We start from the raw sequence: 21,670 nt of genomic DNA, 5'->3' as shown, positions 1-21,670 counted from the left end.
AATTCAATGAATTGTAGTAATAAATTCAAATTGACCGCCATTGCGATGATGGTTGGTACCACAATGAACGCACAGGCGGCATTGTATCAAGTGGTTGAGGTTTCACCTCAGGATCATGGTTCAAACGGTGACTACCAAACGGCTTACGGCGTTGCAATTCAGCAAGGTGATGCGGGTACAGATCCTTCAACAGGTTCCCCTTTCGCTTTGGGCTGTTTTGATGCAGCAGCAAACTGTACACCAGACCAATTTAAGCTTGCGATGGAAACTCGCACAACACCGATTTCAGCGACACAAGCCGTGGATGGGAACAGCTATCGTGAGGAAATTCCATTTGGATTGGACGCGGGCTTTTATTACATCCAAGAACTCAAAGATTTTGAACGTTACTGTTATAACCAGCTTCGCTATTCTACTTGTGACTCTTGGGCTTCTGTAAACTGGACCCCATGGAACAAAGAGCGTAGTAAAGACTTTACTTCTAATGCGTTAGCATTTGTAGAAGGCGATTCTGCTGCTTATAAAAATGAATATAACAATGTTATCAATCAGCTTACCGAAGATGGTGCAGCTGTCGGTAATCAAAGTAAAGTCAGCAGTGAAAACCAGTCGACACTGGAAACAAGAAATACAGTCGTAGCACCTATTGAACCAAATTTTGTTACAGGTGATAACGACGCAAGCGTTGTGCAAAGCCACGCTTGGAAAACCGATGGCACTTTTACCGTTGGTAGTGTATCTCGAACGGCAAGCAATACCAATGGCGCTCACCACACATCGAAAGCAGCTATTTGGGATCAAAGTGGAACCGTCAGTGAGTTGGCTTGGCCAAGTGGCACATCTAAAGATGGAGAAAGACTGGCTCAAGGAAGCATGCGTGACCTTGTCACAGATGGAACAACGGTTTACGGCGTGGGTTACAACACATACAGTGATGATAACTATCTGAATGCTACTGTTTTTGTCGGAACTCTAGAGGCAGAAGGTAGCGTTGAAAACGCAACTTGGAAAAACAAAGTTGTTGTAGGAGCGAGACAGCGTGAGGGCGATGATACGGTTCATACAAACTCACGATTAACCGATGTTAACTCAAATTTTGTTGCTATTGGTGAAGCAAAACGTTCGGGCGGATATCTAATGCCAACGGGCTCTGCTCCAAATCGTCTCTTTATCGTAAATGATGTTCGTAAGGATTCTATTAACGCTTTTTACCCAACTACAGGTATTTTCTTTAGCGGTGCAGGCGGTAAGATGGGCGGTATCAACTCTTACAATGAAATCGTTGGGCAACTTGATGCGGAAACGACGCGTGAAGACGATGGCAAGCCACGTCGTAAGCGCGGTTTTATCTACCCATACAGTGTAGGTGGTGAGACTAGTGAACGTGCTTCAACACTATTTAATGGAAAAGCTTGGTTCCTAGATAGTTTGACTAATGGCGGTGACTACTCTGAACAAAACAACCAGTTCCGTATCATTGACGCAACCGATATCAACGATGCAGGTGTGATTTCTGGTACCGCGATGAAATGTGCTGGCGGTTACAGTACAACAGCAAACAATGCGACATGTAGTTCTGATGAGCAAATCGTAGCTGTAAAATTGGTGCCTATTGCAGGTGCGACTGAGAAGGACATTGTGTCTCGAAGCGTTGACTCAACGACAACAGAGCGTCAAGGTGCAGGCCTTGGTTGGTTAGCTTTGACCATGCTTGGATTGTTTGGGTTCCGTAGAAAATAGTCAAAAATCGTCAGTAATTTTTAAATCAAGCAGAGGCTCACACATTTGAGCCTCTGCTTTTTTTATGCCTTGAGAAATCACTCAACTTGATCGATTCTTATAAGTGGAGTCATAAAAACTCCATCAAAGTTTCACAATAACAGCTGTACGTTAGTAAATGGACCTGTATGAGGAATTAACTATGAAGAGACAAAAGCGTGATCGCCTAGAACGAGCTCAATCTCAAGGCTATAAAGCTGGGTTGAATGGAAGGTCTCAAGAGGCTTGCCCATATCAACAAGTTGATGCTCGGTCGTATTGGTTAGGTGGTTGGCGTGATGCCAGAGATGAAAGACAATCTGGTCTCTACAAATAAACTCTCCACATACAAAAAGAAGGATTCGAAAGGGCTCTACGGAGCCTTTTCTACATTTATAGACTAGGCAAACAAAAAGGCCCCTAAATAGGAGCCTTTATAAATTGATTAAAATCGTGATTAGAAGTTTGAAGTGTCTTGGAACAAACCAACTTTCAAATCTTTCGCAACGTAGATTTCTTTGCCATCTACGCATACACGACCGTCAGCCAAACCCATTACCAGTTTACGGTTTACGACGCGTTTCATATGGATTTCGTAGGTTACTTTTTTCGCCGTCGGTAGGATTTGGCCTGTAAACTTCACTTCACCAACACCTAGAGCGCGACCTTTACCTTTACCGCCAACCCAGCCAAGGAAGAAGCCAACAAGTTGCCACATCGCGTCAAGGCCAAGACAGCCAGGCATTACCGGGTCACCAGGGAAGTGGCAATCAAAGAACCACAAATCTGGAGTAATATCCAATTCCGCCAAGATCAAACCTTTACCAAAATCGCCCTCTGTCTCAGACATTTTAGTAATACGATCCATCATTAGCATGTTTGGTGCAGGAAGCTGAGGGTAACCTGGTCCAAATAGCTCACCCTGGCTAGAAGCAAGTAGATCGTCACGGTTATAAGAATCACGTTTGTTTTGCATTATCAATTACTCCAATTTTTGATAGATGCATCTTAGTGAACACGTGTACGCTAAACAACTCCGATCAGTACTAGACAAACCAGTTTTTGATGCGCTGCACAATTCCTTCTGGATGCTCATGTCTTTCAAAGTTTTCAATACGTTCCGCTATTTTGCCAATAATGCTCTCGTCTTCGCCTCTAAAAGGTTTATTCATAACAATCGGAATAGCTTCATCTACCGTAGAGACGGACCAAATATGGAACTCACCATTTTTAATGCTTTCTATTACATCTTTATGTAATGCAAGGTGTTTAAGGTTTGATTTCGGCATGACAACGCCTTGATTTCCCGTAAAACCCTGATGTTTACAAACCTGATAAAAACCTTCAATTTTCTCGTTCAAGCCACCGACTGCTTGCACTCGACCAAACTGATCGACGGCTCCTGTAACCGCAACTTGTTGATTAATTGGAGATTCAGATAACGCACTCACCAAACAACAAAGTTCTGCGAGAGATGCGCTGTCACCGTCAACTTCACTATAAGACTGTTCAAATACAATCGAGGCAGAGTAAGGCAGAGGTTCATCCAGTTTTAGAGCAGAGCTTAAGAAAGCTTGCATAATCATCATGCCTTTCGCATGTAGATTGCCGCCAAGTTCAGCTTTGCGCTCAACATCGGAAACATCGCCATCACCAAAGTGAATTACACACGATATTCTAGCAGGCTCACCATAGCTGACAGGGTGTCCAGCCATATCGATGACGGTTAGGCCATTGATTTGACCAACTTGCTTCCCAGTTGTCTCAATGATGACTTGGCCATCTAAAATATCGTACACGGCACGCTGAGGAAGATAGGATTCACGGTAATACTTGTCGTCAATCGCTTTATCTAATGACTCGTAATCTAATGTTTGGCCATCACTGAACTGGCTGGCAAGTGTTAGAAGTTGAGAATGCCACATTACACCTAACGGCAAATAATGTTGATCTTCAGTAAATCTCATACCAGCTAGCAATAGTCTTCTAAAGCCACATTCCGTTAAATGAGGCAGCTGATATTGAGAACATATCCAGTTCACCAAACCAAAGTAATCTGTCAAATTCTGCTCTGACAAATGAATATCTTCTTCAACTTCGGTATACATGGCAAAGCCTGAACAAAAGTCCTCGTCGATATATTCTAGCTCTGCTAACTGACTTCTTTCCCCAGTTACAATCAGTTTTACATCATAAGCTTTAGATGGCGGTACTGAAGTAGATAAGCGAGTAGGGCTTAGGTTCAGTGGCTCGATAAGGTTTTGTTGAATTGCAGACTTTATATTCGGCCAAAGTCCCGGGTTAGCCAGAATGAGATTAGCAGGTACAATCAAATAACCGTCGTCAGCTTGTGAAATCAAGCCTGGTTGGAAGGCAATATCACCACTTACATCAACACTGTAACGGTCAAATAAACGTTTGGCATCAAGTGATTCCGACAAAACAATCGCAGCGTTAGAATGACTCTGAAGAGCTTTACTGATGAAATCTCTATAGACAGAATTATCGACGCAGTTAATGAGTAGCACGCGTGTCAATCCCGACATTTTGGAAAAGCGAGATATCGTTGCCGACATCCTCGGTTGAAGATCAGTAAAAGACTTCTTTGGTAACGAAGGTGCAGACTTTAAAAGTGCTTCGTACTGCTCAAGTGAAGGTGTTACGTCTTGCCAATTAAGTTGGTTCATTAAAATTCATCGTAATTCAATCTTGCCGACATTATAACGAAATGGACTATAACACCCTAGCACCAATTTGGTTCGCTCACGGCATTCAACACTCAATGAACAATACTTAGACAAATGAGTGATCAACATCGATACTTCTAAGAGTTTTATTTGCCCAAGTAAATTATCTGGGTTACGCTGTCACTAGGTTATGTTTATGGGTCGGAATAAATGAAATATCAGCAGCTTGAGAATCTAGAGTGTGGGTGGAAATGGAAGTATCTCATCAAGAAATGGAAAGATGGTGAAGCGATTACCCGACATATTGATACAAGTGAAGCAGATGCCGCGGTTGCAGAGCTAAAACGCCTTGAACACGAACCTACGCTTGTATTAGCTTGGATAGAAAACCACATGTCAGAAGAGTTGGACAACAAACTCAAGCAGGCTATCCGAGCGAAACGGAAACGCCACTTCAATGCAGAGCAAGTCCATACAAAGAAAAAGTCCATTGACTTAGATTATCGAGTTTGGGAAAAGCTTTCTAGTAGAGCAAACGAGCTCGGTTGTACATTATCTGACGCAATTGAATATCTACTTTCTGAAGCATCGAGAAGTGAAAAAGCGAGTCAAAAAGTTACCTCAATCAAAGAGGATTTGAGTAAATTGCTATCTAGCTAGGATAGGGAGTGCCAAATGTTATATGTAATCTTAATTGCTGCCATCGTGATCTTTTGGTTGATCGCAGTTGATAGACCAGTGCTAAAAGTAAAGTTTGATAACGGCCATATCAGTAACGTAAAAGGGCATCTACCACCTTCTTTCAAACATAACTTACAAGATATTAGTGAACATAATCCTTTTAGTGGTGAAATGAAGGTATATAGCCAACGAACCGGCATGCGTTTGAGCTTTTCCAAGGACGTTCCCAAAAAAATCCAACAGCGGATTCGCAACGTTTTTCCGCATCAAGGTTTCAAAGCGAGCAAAGGCAAGAAGCGAGCTTAATTACATATCAGTTACTTAATCGTGTTAAATGGGACGCAATATAGCGTCCCATTTTCGTATCTATAGAAAAATTATTTATCATTGATTAATCAATAAGATAAACGGACTTAAACTATGCGATACGTTGTAACTTTAATGATCTTTCTCTTTGTAAGTGCTTCAGCTTTGTCTGACGACTCGGAAACGAATCCATTGGCTAAAAAGATTAAAACTAAGATTCAAAGGAAAGCAGACAATAAATTTGATGACTACCAAGGTTATTGTGATGTCATGATAGAGATGGAACACAAAGGTAAAAAAGCAGTAATAAAAAGAGTAACCAGTAGTGGTGACAAAAAAGTTTGTCGGTATGTGAAATCCAACTTGAGGAAAGGAAAACGTTATCGTTATAAATATCCAGAAAAGTATATTCGGCTTCATATAGCCACAGGTTCGTGATTGCAATGTTGATTAGAAGCATTGGGCAGCAAGAGCGCAAAGCTTTCAGACTCGATGAACTAGATGAAAATGAAGTGGCTCTCGTGTAATTGGTTGGGAATGCAGGCTAGGTGAGATAAACCAATCAACTCGAAATGATAATCTGCAGATAAAAGCAGTATGGGAAGGAATTGCAAAAAAGTTTAATGGGCTTGGATTGTCAGGAATCTCAATGGCTTGCACTGGATTAGCCTTAGTGATTACAAGTCCACAGGAACCACTATCACAGTGCGCATTATATCTGCTTATGTTGAATGCGATTGCATATGCCAGTCTTATAAAATGTCTCTCTTTTGAGGGACTATTCAATGAAGTATCACGAAATGACTAAAAACTATATTTTTCGTGAATTTGAATGTGGTTTATCCGTCGAACAGGCTGCTGAACTTTGTTTAAAAACTGTGAGAACAGTCAAAGAATGGGATAAGGGGAAAACCATTCCTCCTGAGTGTAAACGGCTGATGAGAATGACAAAGGGAAGGGAACTGAGCCCATCTGACCAATGGGAACACTTTAAAATGCACTATGACAGATTGGAACTTCCGACAGGGCAGCTAGTTAGTGCTCAACAGGTTTTGACCGGAATTGCTTTGTTAGAGATAGGGGCGTTGACTGATTTGGAAGCTGCAGGGAAAGTGCTGAAATATGCTAGAGCACTTAGAAAGATGATGTAATAGAAGGCTCCGAAAGGAGCCTTCTATTAGAAATTAGAATTTACCGGACATATACTCCCTTCAATCCAAGGCATATGGCTACGTGTTACAATATCATCTCCAATAGAAAATGTCTTTTCACCCCAATATTCAACGACTTCATTAGGCTTTTTATGTTCTTGCTTAGAAAAAACACGCTTGCTTTCTTTAATTGAGCCGTAATACGTTGTGCCAGATACATATGAGCCGGAAGCTTTAGGATCATTCAAAATCAATTGCATTTCATGGTCAATCTCTTGAAACATTTTTAAAAAGTGTTCCAGAATTTCATCAACGTTGTTGTTTAGATTTGCTCTATGAAAGGTAAAGGAAAAGGTATAGCCACTGTTTGGACTTAAGAGCGTATCTTGCCCAATCCCAGAACCGCTGACATGATATGAATCAGTAACATATATGACATTCTCCAAAAGCTTTTTTTTTGATTTAAAAAACTTATCAATATTTATTTTGATTGTTTCCACTACTGGAGTTGTTTGCCCAAAGTGTTTCTGACTGATTTCAACAAGTGGAACTGTGACGCTGATATCGATAAAACTACTAGAATTCGACTGTAGGAAAGAAATGCTCGAAAAGTTGTAGTTCATTCTGTTAAGTTCGATGTACCATTTTTCATTCAAGTTAGTTGGCACAGGGTTAATCAGTGTATAGAGGTCTTTAAAGTATTCCGATGCACCATGAAATACATGACTTATATTCTGCTTAAGTAATGTTACATCATCTTCCGTCACTGGCCTAAAATGAGCAAATGAGTTTCTTATTGCGTTTATTTCTAGCAACTTATTTACAATAACCATTCTGTCAGCTGAAAAGTAGGGACTAAATTGCTTCCAAGTACCTTCATTCTCTAAAATATAAACTAACTCTCCGCTATTAAGGAACAGCATTGGTGAAGACACAGTAATACCTAAATACCCATACTTCTTATACTGTGCGGACCTTTGCTTGTAAGCCGAGAAAATCGTCTCTTCTTTGTTGATATTTGTGTTTGCCCAATTTGCACCTTTGTGCTTTTTTAGAATGCTATAAACAAACACTCTTAACGAGTTTTCAAATCTAAATAGAATGTTAAGTGCTTCATAAGAATGAATATGAATCCAATCTCCTGGAATATTATATTGAGGATCTTCATAATCATTTTTTTCGACATTTAATAGCTCTTGCTCTCTCCAATCCATAACGTAAATCACCCCTATAAAAAATATATGTATATCAATTATAAGTCATTGTTCCAACGGGGTAAAAAAATAATCTAGTAAGGTTATACAAAGGTTTTGACAAAATGAATGTATAGAATAAACGGTGGAGTGTGGAATTTACCCCCGTAATACAGATTCGGGGGTTTGCTCCGCTTTTAGGTCCCTCCCGCAAAGCGGGCCCCTCCCAAAATGCTCGCAATACCGCGCACATAATAAAAAAGGGCTCGTATAGAGCCCCATGATTAAGTTCGGTGTGGAAGTGCCAAGGTTTGGTGTCCTACATGTTCCGCTTCCTCGGTCTACGCAGACTGCGCTAGCTTCGACGCTGTGGCGAGCGGTCTAGATATGGACAGGCATGTTTTGCTGCAATATGTCTGATGGCTTTTCTCTTTGGCCGCACGTGAAGATCCTTTCTGTTTCTTCCCAAGTCACTCGATACACGCAATCGCTCAACACTTCGAACTGATACCCAATCTTTACCAAGTCCAGATGATCGAAACTGAATAGCTTGTCGCGGCCATCGTACACATCGATGTATATCTTGTAGAACGTCAGGTCACGGTCGAGTTCGGCAGCATACTTCAGCCGTTTGGCGTAGGCGATTTGCTTTGCGTATCCGGTGATGTAGAAGTCGTAATCTTCCAAAGGCCCAAACCCTGATGCTTTCTTTTTCTTCTTAGCTTTGGTTTCTGCCGTATCTACCGTTGGCGTTCCATTAGGCAGCTGCGCTTGTACTGGTTGCGGTGGTTTAACGGGGTCGGGCGGTTGCTCTGGCTCCGGCCACCAAGCCCAGATATTGAAAACTAACCCAAGCGATAACAGCACCACCGTTCCGACGACAGGCCAACGCTTCCAGAACGGGCGAATGTCTTTTGCTTCGGCTTCCTGCACTTGTTTGTTGGATTGCGAATGACTCTTATAGAACGGGAAGAATTCCGACTTATAAAATCGGGTAGAGGTGTTCACCACTTCACCGGCACAACCATCTTGCACTTTCTTGGTGTAAGAACTGGTTGAGCCCATCGCTGTGTTCTTTGTGCATCGGTAGGTCACTTCAATCATGTCCTTAATGTCTCGATGCACTTTGCGGATGTTCTGCGTAAGCAAGATGATATCGACACCGTAGTGACGGTGTATTGAGTACCATTCTAGAATCGGCGCGGCCAAGCCTCGACTTGGCAAGCTCATGTGCGCCTCATCGACCACATAAAGTGGCCCTTGTCCTTTTTCATTGCGCCATTCGTCCGAGTAGTCTTCAATCTGACTGAACGGACGCGAGGTTGAACCAAAATCCGTTAAACGGCCATCCACGATTTTGATGAGTTCTCGAACGTCTTCACCAAACACCTTAACGAACCAATCAATGTTTAAGGTGATATTGGTAATGACTTTGCGGCCATCTTTAATGGCCGGAATAATATGGTAGGCAACCGCCTCATAAGTTTTACCGCCACCTGGTCTTCCTGCTATGGCGTATATCATGAGCCTAACCTCGTAAACGGAATCAATTGCAGCATCAAGCGCACCGTAATAGCGGCCAGAATGATAGACAGACATTGAGGCACACCGACCGCCGCCATGACCCAAGCCACCGTAGGCGGAATACTGGTCATGTACTGGCTCATATCGACCGGAGCGAATAGGGAGAACACACCCGAGAGCAACAGATTCACCATTGCCATGATTTGCTCAACCGCCCAAAAGAACAGGTCTTTGAGCATGTTGACCAGCGAGATTAAGAGCTGATAGAGGAACACCAACAGCTTGTTAAATAAATCGACTAACCAATCCATATTAACCTCCAAAAATAATACGACGCGCCGCAAACACTGACGTCATGATGAGCACCGCACGAATAAAACCGAACACCCAATCAAAGCTGATTTGCTCCTCAAAACTGAAGTCACCGAAGAACGGCACAGGGAGCACGAAAGAAGGGCGCTTGGCATTGGATAAGTCGAGGTCACCAAACGAGTTCACAAAGTTGTCGATGGTGTTGTGTTTAAGATCATCTAACTGACCGGACACCAAACCACCTAAGCCATCGGGATAGCCCGACTCATAAAATCCGGTACAACTTTGGGACTCGATACACGTACCACCCGTACCTGCACCAGACGTATCTGTGTTTGCGATACCGTCTAAGGTGTCAGAAATACCGGAAACTTCATCCGCGATACCATCCATTGCCCCTGCAATTTTCTCTACATCGTCACCCACACCATTAATGGCATTGGTGTTCTTGTTCATGGCCGTGGTGATGTCAGCATTCGCTTGTTGGATAAGGGCCTTAGTGTTTTCGTAAATCTTGTTGTCGTTGATTTGCTGCTTTTGAATGGCTTGCGTGTTGGTGACCATCGACGCGTTCAGCGCAATGATTTGGTTTTGAACGTCAGCACTGGCTTGATTGATGTCGATGTTCATGTCGTTTAGTGCTTTGTTGACGTCCTTATTCATTCCAGTAATGGCTTTCAGAACTGCCGTGTCTGTCGATTCATCGGTGTCAGGCTCTTCCACGTCTGGCTCACTGTCGGTATCCGGTGGATTCACCGTATTGGTTGAGCCATCAGGTAATACGCTAGGGTCTTCGATGTCGCCTGTTGGGTCGTCAGGGTCATGAATGGGGTCATCAGGAATCATAGGGGTGTCAGGGCCATCTTTACCCCAGAAGAGTGTACCGCCTTCACACTGATTGCCTTTGAACTGGAACGTTCCATGACAGATTGTGTTTTGTGTCCATTCGCCAGAATCAACGCCCGTACACAGCGTAGTATCACTAGGAATGCGTTCTAGTTCGCAACGGGTTGCGCCAAAATCGCCATAGCATGCCCCAGTAACTTGTTCACCGTAGACGTACGCCAGCCATTGAAGCAGTTTGGTTTCATCAATGGATTTTTTAAACTGGCAAGCGTCCATACAGGTGCCGTCAGGGTTTTCACCATACTCACACGCAGGAACGATAGGCTCACAGGTGTAACCGTCACCATCTTCTATTCTTTCATGGTCTGCTGGACACTTAGCGGTACGATGAAGAAACGTTGCAGCGTGATATCTCGGGTAACTGGGACTGGTTGTGTTACAAATAATCATTAAAGCGAATTTACTACTCTCTATAGAGCATGACTTCGTATAGAAGTCTTTGTAGTTAACAAACTTATTTTCATAACAAGAGACATACGAGTAAGGGTTAACCCTCTTACCCAAGGACAAGTTACAGTTAGGATAAGCGGCAACATCGCTAGCGCTGTAAGTTGGTTGAACTGCGCTTGCATTAAGTGATAAGAACAAGCACGAAAACAGAAGTAAAAAGAGTGATTTATTCACGTTTTCACCATTAAAAAAGGGGACCGAAGCCCCCTTATCCTCTAAAGTTTTGGCTGGCCACGTATCCGGCAATGCCACCCAAAAGCACAAAGACGATGAGTTGGACATCGTGGAGAACGGCCAACATAAACTTAAGCCTTGTTCACAGCACGCTTAGCAAGAGTGATGGATTTGTAAGCCATAGTAATGCCGACAATCACCAGACCTGCCGCGCCGATTTTGGTTGCCACACCAGATAAGTCGATAGCGGAGAACGGGTCAGCTGCACCACCTTCCGCCGCCATAGCAGGGACAGAAAGCACCGCAACAGTGACGGTTGCCGCCGCTTGTTTACCGAACTTTTTAAGCGCGTTTAGACGTTTCATAACAGATTCCTCAAAGTAGTTTTATTAAACGTATTGCCATCTTGATGGCGTAAGTTGAGAGATATCCGCCAACGAACACCAAGGTGAAACCCAAGCCGAACGCTTGAGATATCTCTCCTGGAGTCAGCTGTGTGTAGCTCATTAACGTGTCATATTCTTGAGCCGTGACCATGACATAACCACGGCATGAAGCCGCTTCAATGTCAGGAACGACAGCGAGAAAACCGTCCGCGTTAGGTAAAGCACACACAGGCATAACGAAATTCCTTATTTAGCCTTTAACGAGGCTTCAAAATGTTTCTTGATGTCGTCATCCACAGGGATGAGTTCAGTCACAATGGCACCTGCCAATGGATCGTCTGGGTTAATCTCCAAACGCAATTGGTATTCACGGCGAGGAACGAGGGCACCAGTGCGCTCAAGTAATAGGGCGTATTGATGATCAATCATCAACGGTTGGTCCCACTGTGGATTCACATCACCGGATTCACCGATAGTGCGGCGTTTGAATTTCTCTGAGTTGATTTCACGTAGAGGACGCGACACGTTCAGTTGAGCACTGTCACCACGTGCTGAATTCCAAGTGATATCCATGCCAAGTACAAAAACGGATTTAGCCATTTGTTAAGTCTCCAATATGTGAGTCACCAACTTGCCGTAGGTATCGGGGAAGGTGAATTTCGTTCCATCACGGACAAGGGAACCGACGACGGTTTCAATGTCGCCCTCATGGAACTCGATAAGTGAATTAAGGATTTTCCCGTACTGACGACGCATCCAGTGCGCAGAGGCCAACAGGTCTAACGCCGCACGTTTGGTCGGGACAGGTTTGGTATTGAATTTCTTTGCAGTAGAAATCGAGGCAGCGAAATCATTGAGCGCGGAATACGCGCCAGCCGGATTCAGCAACACATCAACATTCCATTTTTTAAGCTCGACTTCGGAGCGATACCAGACAAGACCCGTGTTCGCGAGTTTCTGCTCAAGAGCCTTGTTGTAGATACGCCAGTAAATGCGCGAGGTACGCGAACCAATCGAGTATTGCTCTTTGGTGTAAATCGGTTTGCCGTCTTTGCCGATGCTGGCAATGGTCATATCTTCATGAAGCACAGGGCCACGACCACGTTCTGCGGTGCGGAAACAGTCGTCACGCCACGCCTTGTAAGCGTATTCGCAATCAAAAATGCCGTCGTAATCGTCATAGGCCAAGTCAACACGCGCCAGAGTTTGCACACCAAGGACATTAGTCAGCCAGTCATGCAGCGACCACGTAGGACGACGGGCAAATACATGCTTGCATCCCGTTCCGTTGATTTGGAAATGCACCGTGTCATTGTTACCGCCGATACCAACGAAGCCGCAGAAGTCCTCACCATCTGGCGAAGTCAGTTTCATGGATTCGGTGTAGAACTGGAAACCCAAACCGCGAGGCGCAGACAGCGACAAACCAAGCACTTGATTGGTGAAGATGCGCAAGCAGTCTTCCAAATAGTTGCGGTAACAGATATCAAATGCTTTGTTGTACGCTTCAATGTCTTCAGACGTCTTAGCGACCGTCGGATTAAACACAGGTGGAGCAGGGAACTTAGGCGCTCGACAGTGACGCTGTAACAGTCCTGATTTGGCAAAGCCTTTGTATTCTTCATGCTTGTGCAATCGACGAACGGCATCATGACAATGACGTAAGTCTTTCACAGCAAACGTAAAACACAGGTAATCAATATGAACGCTTTGCTCATCGAACTTTTTGAGGATGTTAGTTGCGGTAGTCATCAAACACCCCCAAATTGATACGTTGTTCAACGGTCGTGTTGGTGATGGACACCAACTCATAAGAAGCGAACTGAGACGAAGCCCAAGACTCAAGATGAGACATGGATTTAAGCAAATCCCATTCGTCGCAACCTTTGACCAACACTGAAACCGTGTAGTCAGGCAGCAAGTCGTAATAGATGATTTGAGCGTCGTTCATGAGTACTGAGCCTCCAATGTTGGAGTGCCAAAGCTGAGTGGCGAACGAAACCAAGCTAAAATCGGCAGGGCGCTGATATTCAGTTCAAACGGTACGGTGTCGTTCTTAGCCTGTTTAGCTTGCAAACAAGCAAGGATTTCAGTGACAGCGTCACCAGTAAATAAAACACCGTTAGACAAAGACTTACCAACGCGACGTACGCCAAGTTTCTTGAGATAGCGACGAACCCATTTGGTTGGAGTTGGCATTGAACGGGAAACTGAGCGAACCATGAGAACGCCTTGATTGAGTTCAAAGCCCAGAGATCCAATGAACTGAGCTCGTGATTGGTTAGCGGATTTCTTTACGGACTGATTAACGCGTTTAACTGATTCTTGCTGTTGTTCGTGTTGAAGACGACGTTGTTCAAGACGAGCATGAAAGGCTTTTTGCTCAGCAGCGCGTTTGAGTTCGTTAAAGTAGTGATGACATTGAATGGCGAACTCAGTGAGTTGGCCGTCATCATCATACATAGATTGATTCAGGTGCTTACGGAAGAACACGCCAGTAAGTCGAGGACTAAGCGCATATTCATTTTCGATAAGGGATTTGATTTGTTCCGTAAGCATAATGACACCTGACCAATTGCGATTTATGGCAATCGTAGTTGCGAAGAATGGCAACTGCAAGATGCGATTTATGGCAACTTTGTGGCTACAATTAGAAGAAATGGAGGTTCTTATGTACACAGCTGAACTAATTAACGCCTACAAAAAGGCGAAAAACTACGTACAAGATAAGCAGGTTGCGCACGATTTGAATCTAGACCCGCCGAAGATTAGTAAAATTCGCAAAGGTGTTAGACAACTTACTGATGAAGAAGCAGTTTTTCTAGCACACGGCGCAGGTATAGACCCGGAGATTGCGTTGCTAGGATGTCACGCTGATCGCAATGAAAACCCAGCTATAAAAAGCATGTGGGAAAGCATTGCAAAAAAGTATAACGGACTTGGATTATCAAGCATTTCAATGGTTTGTGCCGGATTGGCTTTAGTGATTGCAAGTCCACAGGAACCACTATTACAGTGCGCATTATATGTGTTATGTTAAATTGGGAGTGTTCGTACGTCAAATGTTGCCAATGAGCACTCCTATTCCCCTGTGGATTTGAAATTTAAGGTCTCCATCATAACCATTAAACATAATGGCTATTTACCATAAAATACTTAATATAGATCTTAATAATCTATCGATTGTTAAGATCTATATTAATGCTTTTTCTACTTACAGAAATGGCTGTATAGCTTCAAAGATATCTTGTCTTCGAACTGGTTTGGAAATGAATCCATCCATACCTGCGTCAAGGCATTTATCTCTATCACTTTCTAGCGCATGAGCGGTTAATGCGATGATTGGAGTCTTGAAGCCTTTATCTCGGAGAAGCCTTGTTGCAGTAATCCCATCCATCACTGGCATCGAGACATCCATAAGAATCAGGTCGATTAAATCCTCATTTTCCTCTAAGAACGTTAATGCTTCTGCTCCATGACTTGCGATATGAACATTATGACCAAGCTTATTTAAAATAAGCTTTATTACAAACTGATTCGACTCGGTATCTTCGACTACGAGAAGATCCATCGCTTTTATTGGTTGGTTGTTTTCTATTTTAACTGGACGATTTTGATTGCACCGAGTTAAAACGGGAATCTTAATAGTAAATGTTGAGCCGACATGCTCGTCACTTTTAACGATAATCTTGCCGCGCATCATTTCAACTAAATGCTTGGTTATTGCTAGCCCTAGTCCTGTACCACCAAAGCGTCTCGTGATGGAACGATCACCTTGATGAAATGCCGTAAATAGATGTTCTTGCTTGGCTTTAGATATACCAATTCCGGTGTCTGATATTGAAATTACAAGCTCGGAGTCTTGCTCAGATACTGAAACTTTTACTTCTCCTTCATCAGTAAACTTTATTGCATTCCCAATAAGATTAAACAGGATTTGAGATAATCGCGTAGAGTCAATCCAAAACTGTTTGTCGGTAGTTACCATGCAATTGAGTTTAAATTGAAGGCTCTTCTTCTTAGCTATTTGTTTTTGTTGAGAGATGACAAAAGTGACAGTGTCTCTTAAATTAACCCACTGTTCATTGAGTTGAAAGCGACCTGATTCAATTTTTGAGAGGTCAAGAATGTCGCTGATAATCGCGAGAAGCAATTCCGCTGAGCATTCCATTTGGCTCAGGGCATCGATTTGCTCTTCTGATAAGGTGGATTGTTTCAGAATATCGAGCATTCCAAGGACGGAATTTAGAGGGGTTCTAATTTCATGACTCATCATCGCTAAGAATTCTGACTTTGAGCGATTTGCAAGCTCTGCTTCTTCTCTTGCTTTAGCAAGCTGAGTTGTCCGCACTTCAACAATACGTTGTAACTTCTCTTTGGTCTCAATATCGATGACAGCCCTCTCAATTAAAGGCCGAAAGCGTCTTAAGGTTTCCTTATTTTCTATGCTAAAGTGCCCTTTCTTAGCACCAATAAGTAAGATGACCGTTTGTGTTACTTCTGAACGTATGCCCGTTAGGACTACCGAGTTTACATGGCTTTTTATAAAGCTGTTCAGGTTAATAAACTCCGCAAGCCTATCTGGTTCGAACAGCAGAATACATTCGCCATTCAGCGCTCTCTCAGATGCGTTACCGTGTAACCAAGATATGTTATCAAATACACTATTTGTCGATATCAACGTTTTGAAGGGGTACCTCTCATCATCACGAGTTAGAACGATAAAATCATCAAAGTTGATGTACTTCTTAAGGACATTATTTAATCCCGTAAATATCTCGTGCCGGTTTTTTGCTTCACTCATCGCGGATATCGCTGAAAGAATAGCTTTATTCTCATCGGCGAGCAGTCGTTCTCTTTGCCTAGCCTGTTTTAGTTCGACTAACGCTTCTTGCAGCGCTTCCTGTTGGTATATGTCTAAGTATTTATCTTTCATAAGGTTTATGGAATATCGCTGATGAAATCATCAGGTTTCCATGTCCATTCTCACCACCAATAAATCTACCTTGCTCACCAAAAGTAAAAGGGCAAATAAAAGGTAACTGTTCTAGTTCTTGGTTAATTTGTTCACAAACGCTATTCATGTCTTGCATTAAGTGCAACATAGGACCTGCGCAAAAGATGTTTATCACCCCAATTTTTCGAGATTCTTCTAATTTTTGATTAAAGGCTGCATTTACAACTTTAGCAGCGCGTGCAACGAGGTGTTCTCTGCTTCCTTTCATTAAAGTGAGTTCATCACCCTCTTCTATTCGTGTAAATAGCTCAATTCCTCCATCTCGCGTCTCACGAATTGGATGGGACAATTTGTAATATGGACGCTCATAGAGGTGGCCAGCGACACGCCCTAGTGGATAAGCGCTCGAGTTTGTAAATAGCAGGTTGTTTTTGCCTACTTGGTTATCTTGATGGTTTGTCCACTTTCTATAAACATTGAGGGCTGGTTCGTCATCAATTTCTAGTAAGCACCTATCGTTAGTTTTGGTTGCAACCCCTTTAATATTGGTTGGAGTGTGCCCAGCACTAAAAGCAATATCTACAGGTTGTGAGGAGTAAAACAATGTCAGACTTAAACCTGCAGTTTGAGATCCTTGGGCGGTAATAACAGACCATTTTCCCGCGATATGATTATCAGCGGCTGAACCACCAATAATTGGGATCAGCGTACCAAACCTTTCATCTATAGATGCAATGATTGATTCCTCTTGCCCTGGAGTTGCATGAAGCAGTATTAAGTTTGGCACTTCTCCTACACGGTTAGCGTTCTCAAGAGCCATATCTAAGGCTCTAGTTACACTGTCACCTGAGTCGTAGTTAGAAATACCAGTGCCATAAGCATGAGGGCCTGAGTCATAAATTGCGAGCGCCGCAATCACTGGGCCCGTATGAAACCCCTGGTCTGTCATTACTGCTTGGCATGAACTGGCGCCATGAAAAGGCACACCGGGAAAATGCTCAAGAAACGCTTCTCGAATTAACTCGAAGTCGTACTCTTCCGTGTAGTAGCACATCACGTAAGACAAGTTCTGTTGTGTCAGCTCGGACCTAAGCGTTTCTATCGCTGAGTCTTCATCTTTAATATGAGTAAAAACTGATTGGCAATGCATACGATTTTATAATTGGGTATCACTCTGCTGTTATACCATTCCAACCAATTTTCTCTAGGTAAGAAGGTGAAAATTTCATTAAGAAGTTGCGATTATCTCGTGACAGATCGTATTTATAATTGAACTACAACAATGTTTTCGCCTTTTTTAAAGGTGATTTTTTTTGATTCAGGTATTGTGTCCCATTCCATGTTCTTATGTTCCCGATCGAGATTGATAAATTCGCCAGATTGATTTAGATCAATTTTTAGAGTGCTACTTTTCATCGTTTCGAGCGAAATTCCCGCCGAGTCACGATTAATTGTGATTATTTCACCTTCAATTGTTACATCACATCGTTCTTTTTGTGAACAGTCAATGCTAGTAACGCTCTCGTGTGTAAAGGTACGCCAAAAAAATGCGCCTATTAACACACTGAGCATGATTAAGATTTGTGCAAGTCGCGCCTTTGTTAACTTTTGTGCAGGCATAATTACTAATATCCTTGTTACAAACTTCAAACTTTTTAAATAAAAAATGATTTCCAGGGGGCCAGTAAGGTTACTACCCTGTCATTGAATTGTTAATTCAAGTATAGTGTCACGCTGAAAATGCCACTTTTTATTAAAGTCAGCAATGGAAATAAGGTGATGATAACACTTGAATTCTAGAGTTTACTTGGGTGGTGTTACGACGCAAGTCGTGTTGGAAGTAAAAGTGTAGTTAATTAGAAATTGGAAGCATGCAAATGAGCCAAGTAAAGCAGCTTGAACAAAACTACAACTATACAGTCGTTCGCCAATTTACCCTTGTGACCATTTTATGGGGCATAGTTGGTATGGCTGTTGGTGTTTTGATTGCCGCTCAATTAGTTTGGCCACAGCTAAACTTTGATACGCCGTGGTTGACGTACAGTCGCTTACGTCCACTGCATACTAATGCGGTAATTTTTGCGTTTGGTACAAGTGCTCTGTTCGCAACGTCTTATTATGTTGTACAGCGTACATGTCAAACACGTCTTTTTGGTGGCCCACTCGTTGCCTTCACCTTTTGGGGTTGGCAAGCAATCATCCTGGCAGCAGCCATTACTTTGCCTCTCGGTTTAACATCGGGTAAAGAGTATGCTGAGCTAGAATGGCCTATTGATATCGCAATTGCGCTAGTATGGGTATCATATGCGGTGGTGTTCTTCGGCACACTGGTGAAGCGAAACACGTCACATATTTATGTGGCAAACTGGTTCTTCGGTGCCTTTATTATCACAGTAGCAGTACTTCACATCGTGAACAGCATGGCTATTCCTGTGTCACTTGGTAAATCTTACTCGATTTACTCAGGCGCAGTGGATGCGATGGTTCAGTGGTGGTATGGACACAATGCGGTAGGTTTCCTACTCACCGCTGGTTTCCTAGGCATGATGTACTACTTCGTTCCTAAACAAGCTGAACGTCCTGTTTATTCTTACCGTCTATCTATCGTTCACTTCTGGGCGCTTATTTCTCTATATATTTGGGCAGGCCCTCACCACCTTCACTATACAGCGCTACCGGACTGGACTCAGTCTCTAGGTATGGTGATGTCGCTGGTTCTATTTGCTCCTTCTTGGGGTGGTATGATCAACGGTATTATGACGTTATCTGGTGCATGGCATAAGCTTCGTTATGACCCTATCCTACGTTTCCTAATCGTTTCTTTGTCATTCTATGGTATGTCTACCTTTGAAGGTCCAATGATGTCGATTAAGACAGTTAACGCACTTTCTCACTACACAGACTGGACCATTGGTCACGTTCACTCTGGTGCGTTAGGTTGGGTTGCGATGGTTTCTATCGGCTCTGTATATCACTTAGTACCTCGCCTATTTGGCCAAGAGCGTATGTACTCTGTTGGTCTCGTGAATGTGCATTTCTGGCTAGCAACAATCGGTACCGTTCTTTACATCGTTGCGATGTGGATCTCTGGTGTAATGCAAGGTCTGATGTGGCGCGCGGTTAACTCTGACGGTACGCTAACTTACAGCTTTGTTGAGTCTGTAGAAGCGTCTTATCCGTTCTACTTTGTACGTTTCTTAGGTGGATTTATCTTCCTATCTGGTATGTTCCTAATGGCATACAACACGTACAAAACGGTAAGTGCACCAAAAGAAAGCCTAAAAGCTATCCCACATCCGGCATAAGGAGATTTAAGAATGAGTAATAATTCTAATAATCGCCACGAAATCTTAGAACGTAATGTCGGTTTGTTGGCTATTTTTATCGTGTTTGCTATCAGCTGGGGTGCTCTTGTAGAGATCACTCCTCTGATTTTCCAAAAGCAAACGACTGAACCTGTAGAGAATCTGCGTGCTTACACTCCTCTGGAGATGGAAGGTCGTGACATCTACATCCGTGAAGGTTGTAACGTTTGTCACAGCCAGATGGTTCGTCCTTTCCGCTCAGAGACTGAACGTTACGGTCACTACTCTGTTGCTGGTGAGAGTGTTTGGGAACACCCATTCCTTTGGGGCTCTAAGCGTACAGGTCCGGATTTAGCTCGTGTTGGTGGTCGTTATTCTGATGAATGGCACCGCGTTCACCTACTAGATCCTCGTGAGCTTGTGCCTGAGTCAAACATGCCAGGTTTTCCGTGGTTAGCTGAAAACGTTTTAGACGGTAAGCTAACTCAGAAGAAACTTGAGCTATTTCGTGATCAGTTCGGTGTTCCATACACTGATGAAGAGATCGCGAATTCGGCTAAAGAAGTAGAAGGTAAAACAGAGATGGATGCAATCATCGCTTACCTTCAGTCTCTTGGTCATGCAATGAAGTAAGGGGATCATATGGATTTCGGTACAATTCATAGTATTTATACCGTTGTACTCTTCGCTAGTTTTATCGGCATCGTATGGTGGGCATTTAGTAAAAAGCGTAAAGCACGCTTTGAAGAAGATGCCAACTTGGTGTTTGCTGACGAAGAACAAACGACCCCAAATAACCAAGGAGTGAAGAAGTAATGACTACATTCTGGAGTCTCTGGATTATCGTGATTACTGTCGGTACGCTGGTAGGCTGTGCGATTCTCCTAACTTGGTGCGCTAAAGATAAAATGGGCGTCGAGGAAGGGGAAGACATGGGCCACGAGTACGATGGTATTCGCGAGCTAAACAACCCTCTACCAAAGTGGTGGACTTATCTGTTTGTAAGTACATTTGTGTTTGCAGCAGTTTATCTAGCCCTATTCCCAGGTCTAGGTAGCTTCAAGGGCTTTTTAAACTGGCAGAGTTCGGCTCAAACCGTTCGCTCACTAGAAGAGTCAAAAGAAGCCATCGCTGCAGCACAAGAGAACAAGCAACTAAACCAATATGCAAAAGAACTGGATGATGCCGACGCTTACTTCGGCGAAGCATTCCGTAAACTCGCGCACAATGACAGTGGTCTACGCCCAATTCCTGAAATTGCGCAAGATCCTGAAGCATTAAAAGTTGGCCAACGTTTGTTTTTGCAAAACTGTTCTCAATGTCACGGCTCTGATGCTCGTGGTCAGAAAGGTTTCCCTAACCTAACTGATGATGCATGGCTATACGGCGGTGAACCAGCTGCAATCGTAACAACCATCATGCATGGCCGTATTGGTCAAATGCCAGCATGGAAAGATGCGCTTGGTGAGCAAGGTGTGCAAGAAGTTGTAAGCTACACACTTAGCCTATCTGGTCGTAAAGTGAATGCTCGTGAAGCAGCGGCAGGTAAAGCACGTTTCGTCGTGTGTGCAGCTTGTCACGGTACTGATGGTAAGGGTAACCCTGCAGTCGGTGCACCTGATCTTACAGACCAAGATTGGCTATTTGGCGACTCTCGTGCAGCTGTAACCGAAACCGTAATGAACGGCCGCTCAGGTGTAATGCCCGCGTGGAAAGACATTTTGGGTGAAGATAAAGTTCAGCTCGTTGCCTCTTATGTCTGGAGCTTAAGTAACTCAGAGAGTAAGTAACTGAGATATTAAGTAACATAGCAATAACAGCCCCTTTCATAGGGGCTGTCTTTCCTTTAAATTTAACGCCTTACATTTTTTCATTTAGCT

The 21,670-nt window shown here is 43.3% G+C and carries 26 protein-coding genes and 1 pseudogene; 12 read left to right on the top strand and 15 right to left on the bottom strand.

The features are described from left to right. The first annotated feature begins 6 nt into the window (after positions 1-6). Together ACHFJ9_RS15645 and rmf are read left to right on the top strand one after the other, a co-directional pair. Complete coding sequence (locus ACHFJ9_RS15645) at positions 7-1,740, top strand: DUF3466 family protein (protein ID WP_395355402.1); 1,734 nt, start codon at positions 7-9, stop codon at positions 1,738-1,740. Between the two features lie 181 nt (positions 1,741-1,921). Beyond that, complete coding sequence (gene rmf / locus ACHFJ9_RS15640) at positions 1,922-2,095, top strand: ribosome modulation factor (protein WP_005377453.1); 174 nt, start codon at positions 1,922-1,924, stop codon at positions 2,093-2,095. 120 nt (positions 2,096-2,215) lie between these two features. Here rmf and fabA read toward each other — a convergent pair whose 3' ends face one another. Further along, on the bottom strand, positions 2,216-2,734 hold the full coding sequence (gene fabA / locus ACHFJ9_RS15635) for a bifunctional 3-hydroxydecanoyl-ACP dehydratase/trans-2-decenoyl-ACP isomerase (RefSeq protein ID WP_005396499.1): 519 nt from the start codon (positions 2,732-2,734) through the stop codon (positions 2,216-2,218). A 70-nt stretch (positions 2,735-2,804) separates the two neighbouring features. Next, positions 2,805-4,445: a S16 family serine protease gene (locus ACHFJ9_RS15630; protein ID WP_395355399.1), complete on the bottom strand. Its 1,641-nt coding sequence runs from the start codon at positions 4,443-4,445 to the stop codon at positions 2,805-2,807. Between the two features lie 210 nt (positions 4,446-4,655). Between ACHFJ9_RS15630 and matP the strand changes: the two genes are divergently transcribed. The 5 genes and pseudogenes from matP to ACHFJ9_RS15605 all read left to right on the top strand — a co-directional run bounded on the left by matP (position 4,656) and on the right by ACHFJ9_RS15605 (position 6,583). Continuing rightward, a complete protein-coding gene (gene matP, locus ACHFJ9_RS15625; RefSeq protein ID WP_005396497.1) occupies positions 4,656-5,105 on the top strand; it encodes a macrodomain Ter protein MatP in 450 nt (149 codons plus the stop codon). Positions 5,106-5,120: 15 nt separating this feature from the next. Further along, positions 5,121-5,432, top strand: a complete 312-nt coding sequence (locus ACHFJ9_RS15620) for a DUF3634 family protein (RefSeq protein ID WP_005396496.1) — start codon at positions 5,121-5,123, stop codon at positions 5,430-5,432. A 114-nt stretch (positions 5,433-5,546) separates the two neighbouring features. Further along, positions 5,547-5,870, top strand: a complete 324-nt coding sequence (locus ACHFJ9_RS15615) for a hypothetical protein (RefSeq protein ID WP_104971713.1) — start codon at positions 5,547-5,549, stop codon at positions 5,868-5,870. 166 nt (positions 5,871-6,036) lie between these two features. Next, positions 6,037-6,240: pseudogene (locus tag ACHFJ9_RS15610) on the top strand (DUF3693 domain-containing protein); the annotation flags it as partial. Beyond that, a complete protein-coding gene (locus tag ACHFJ9_RS15605) occupies positions 6,218-6,583 on the top strand; it encodes a regulator (protein ID WP_258495290.1) in 366 nt (121 codons plus the stop codon). The pseudogene ACHFJ9_RS15610 and the gene ACHFJ9_RS15605, both read left to right, overlap by 23 nt. Before the next feature lie 26 nt (positions 6,584-6,609). Here ACHFJ9_RS15605 and ACHFJ9_RS15600 read toward each other — a convergent pair whose 3' ends face one another. The 10 genes from ACHFJ9_RS15600 to ACHFJ9_RS15555 form a co-directional block, all read right to left on the bottom strand. Then, on the bottom strand, positions 6,610-7,797 hold the full coding sequence (locus tag ACHFJ9_RS15600) for a Swt1 family HEPN domain-containing protein (protein ID WP_258495289.1): 1,188 nt from the start codon (positions 7,795-7,797) through the stop codon (positions 6,610-6,612). Positions 7,798-8,157: 360 nt separating this feature from the next. Beyond that, positions 8,158-9,300, bottom strand: coding sequence for a zonular occludens toxin domain-containing protein (locus tag ACHFJ9_RS15595; protein ID WP_395355395.1), 1,143 nt, complete (start codon positions 9,298-9,300; stop codon positions 8,158-8,160). Continuing rightward, on the bottom strand, positions 9,297-9,611 hold the full coding sequence (locus ACHFJ9_RS15590) for a DUF2523 family protein (RefSeq protein ID WP_017822026.1): 315 nt from the start codon (positions 9,609-9,611) through the stop codon (positions 9,297-9,299). Before ACHFJ9_RS15590 ends, ACHFJ9_RS15595 begins: the two co-directional genes overlap by 4 nt. Position 9,612: 1 nt before the next feature. Beyond that, on the bottom strand, positions 9,613-11,142 hold the full coding sequence (locus tag ACHFJ9_RS15585; RefSeq protein WP_258495287.1) for a methyl-accepting chemotaxis protein: 1,530 nt from the start codon (positions 11,140-11,142) through the stop codon (positions 9,613-9,615). Positions 11,143-11,273: 131 nt separating this feature from the next. Continuing rightward, positions 11,274-11,507, bottom strand: coding sequence for a major coat protein (locus ACHFJ9_RS15580; RefSeq protein ID WP_015975175.1), 234 nt, complete (start codon positions 11,505-11,507; stop codon positions 11,274-11,276). 10 nt (positions 11,508-11,517) lie between these two features. Further along, entirely contained in the window at positions 11,518-11,763 is a 246-nt protein-coding gene (locus ACHFJ9_RS15575; protein ID WP_017822034.1) for a hypothetical protein, read from the bottom strand. A gap of 11 nt (positions 11,764-11,774) precedes the next feature. Continuing rightward, on the bottom strand, positions 11,775-12,128 hold the full coding sequence (locus ACHFJ9_RS15570; protein ID WP_017822035.1) for a DUF1293 family protein: 354 nt from the start codon (positions 12,126-12,128) through the stop codon (positions 11,775-11,777). Positions 12,129-12,131: 3 nt separating this feature from the next. After that, complete coding sequence (locus ACHFJ9_RS15565; RefSeq protein WP_395355392.1) at positions 12,132-13,280, bottom strand: replication initiation factor domain-containing protein; 1,149 nt, start codon at positions 13,278-13,280, stop codon at positions 12,132-12,134. Beyond that, positions 13,264-13,479, bottom strand: a complete 216-nt coding sequence (locus tag ACHFJ9_RS15560) for a hypothetical protein (RefSeq protein WP_149191779.1) — start codon at positions 13,477-13,479, stop codon at positions 13,264-13,266. Before ACHFJ9_RS15560 ends, ACHFJ9_RS15565 begins: the two co-directional genes overlap by 17 nt. After that, positions 13,476-14,087: a hypothetical protein gene (locus ACHFJ9_RS15555; protein WP_395355390.1), complete on the bottom strand. Its 612-nt coding sequence runs from the start codon at positions 14,085-14,087 to the stop codon at positions 13,476-13,478. The genes ACHFJ9_RS15560 and ACHFJ9_RS15555 overlap by 4 nt, the downstream gene beginning before the upstream one ends. Before the next feature lie 112 nt (positions 14,088-14,199). On the opposite strand from ACHFJ9_RS15555, the gene ACHFJ9_RS15550 reads away from it, so the two are divergent. After that, positions 14,200-14,568 (top strand): DUF3693 domain-containing protein, encoded by a 369-nt coding sequence (locus tag ACHFJ9_RS15550; RefSeq protein WP_005389163.1) that lies wholly within the window; start codon positions 14,200-14,202, stop codon positions 14,566-14,568. A 174-nt stretch (positions 14,569-14,742) separates the two neighbouring features. On the opposite strand, the gene ACHFJ9_RS15545 is transcribed toward ACHFJ9_RS15550, so the two are convergent. From ACHFJ9_RS15545 to ACHFJ9_RS15535, 3 genes are all read right to left on the bottom strand, one after another. Continuing rightward, entirely contained in the window at positions 14,743-16,464 is a 1,722-nt protein-coding gene (locus tag ACHFJ9_RS15545) for an ATP-binding protein (RefSeq protein WP_048626397.1), read from the bottom strand. Next, positions 16,454-17,635 (bottom strand): FIST signal transduction protein, encoded by a 1,182-nt coding sequence (locus tag ACHFJ9_RS15540; RefSeq protein ID WP_031780556.1) that lies wholly within the window; start codon positions 17,633-17,635, stop codon positions 16,454-16,456. Before ACHFJ9_RS15540 ends, ACHFJ9_RS15545 begins: the two co-directional genes overlap by 11 nt. Positions 17,636-17,748: 113 nt before the next feature. Continuing rightward, the gene (locus ACHFJ9_RS15535) at positions 17,749-18,105 is read right to left on the bottom strand and encodes a hypothetical protein (RefSeq protein ID WP_395355387.1); all 357 of its coding nucleotides are present in this window, start codon (positions 18,103-18,105) and stop codon (positions 17,749-17,751) included. A 257-nt stretch (positions 18,106-18,362) separates the two neighbouring features. Between ACHFJ9_RS15535 and ccoN the strand changes: the two genes are divergently transcribed. The 4 genes from ccoN to ccoP are packed head-to-tail and all read left to right on the top strand — an operon-like array spanning position 18,363 to position 21,580. After that, entirely contained in the window at positions 18,363-19,790 is a 1,428-nt protein-coding gene (gene ccoN / locus ACHFJ9_RS15530; protein WP_005396488.1) for a cytochrome-c oxidase, cbb3-type subunit I, read from the top strand. A 12-nt stretch (positions 19,791-19,802) separates the two neighbouring features. Then, positions 19,803-20,423, top strand: a complete 621-nt coding sequence (ccoO, locus tag ACHFJ9_RS15525) for a cytochrome-c oxidase, cbb3-type subunit II (RefSeq protein ID WP_005377475.1) — start codon at positions 19,803-19,805, stop codon at positions 20,421-20,423. A gap of 9 nt (positions 20,424-20,432) precedes the next feature. Next, positions 20,433-20,606 (top strand): cbb3-type cytochrome oxidase subunit 3, encoded by a 174-nt coding sequence (locus ACHFJ9_RS15520; RefSeq protein WP_005396487.1) that lies wholly within the window; start codon positions 20,433-20,435, stop codon positions 20,604-20,606. Then, positions 20,606-21,580 carry a cytochrome-c oxidase, cbb3-type subunit III gene (gene ccoP, locus ACHFJ9_RS15515; RefSeq protein WP_005377487.1) on the top strand — a complete coding sequence of 325 codons (975 nt, stop codon included), beginning with the start codon at positions 20,606-20,608 and terminating at the stop codon, positions 21,578-21,580. The genes ACHFJ9_RS15520 and ccoP overlap by 1 nt, the downstream gene beginning before the upstream one ends. Positions 21,581-21,670: the final 90 nt, after the last annotated feature.

It is taken from the genome of Vibrio sp. D3, assembly GCF_043995865.1.
Classification (GTDB): domain Bacteria; phylum Pseudomonadota; class Gammaproteobacteria; order Enterobacterales; family Vibrionaceae; genus Vibrio; species Vibrio diabolicus.
The sequence above is the reverse complement of the archived record's forward strand: the minus strand, read 5'-3'. Positions and strand labels throughout refer to the sequence as shown.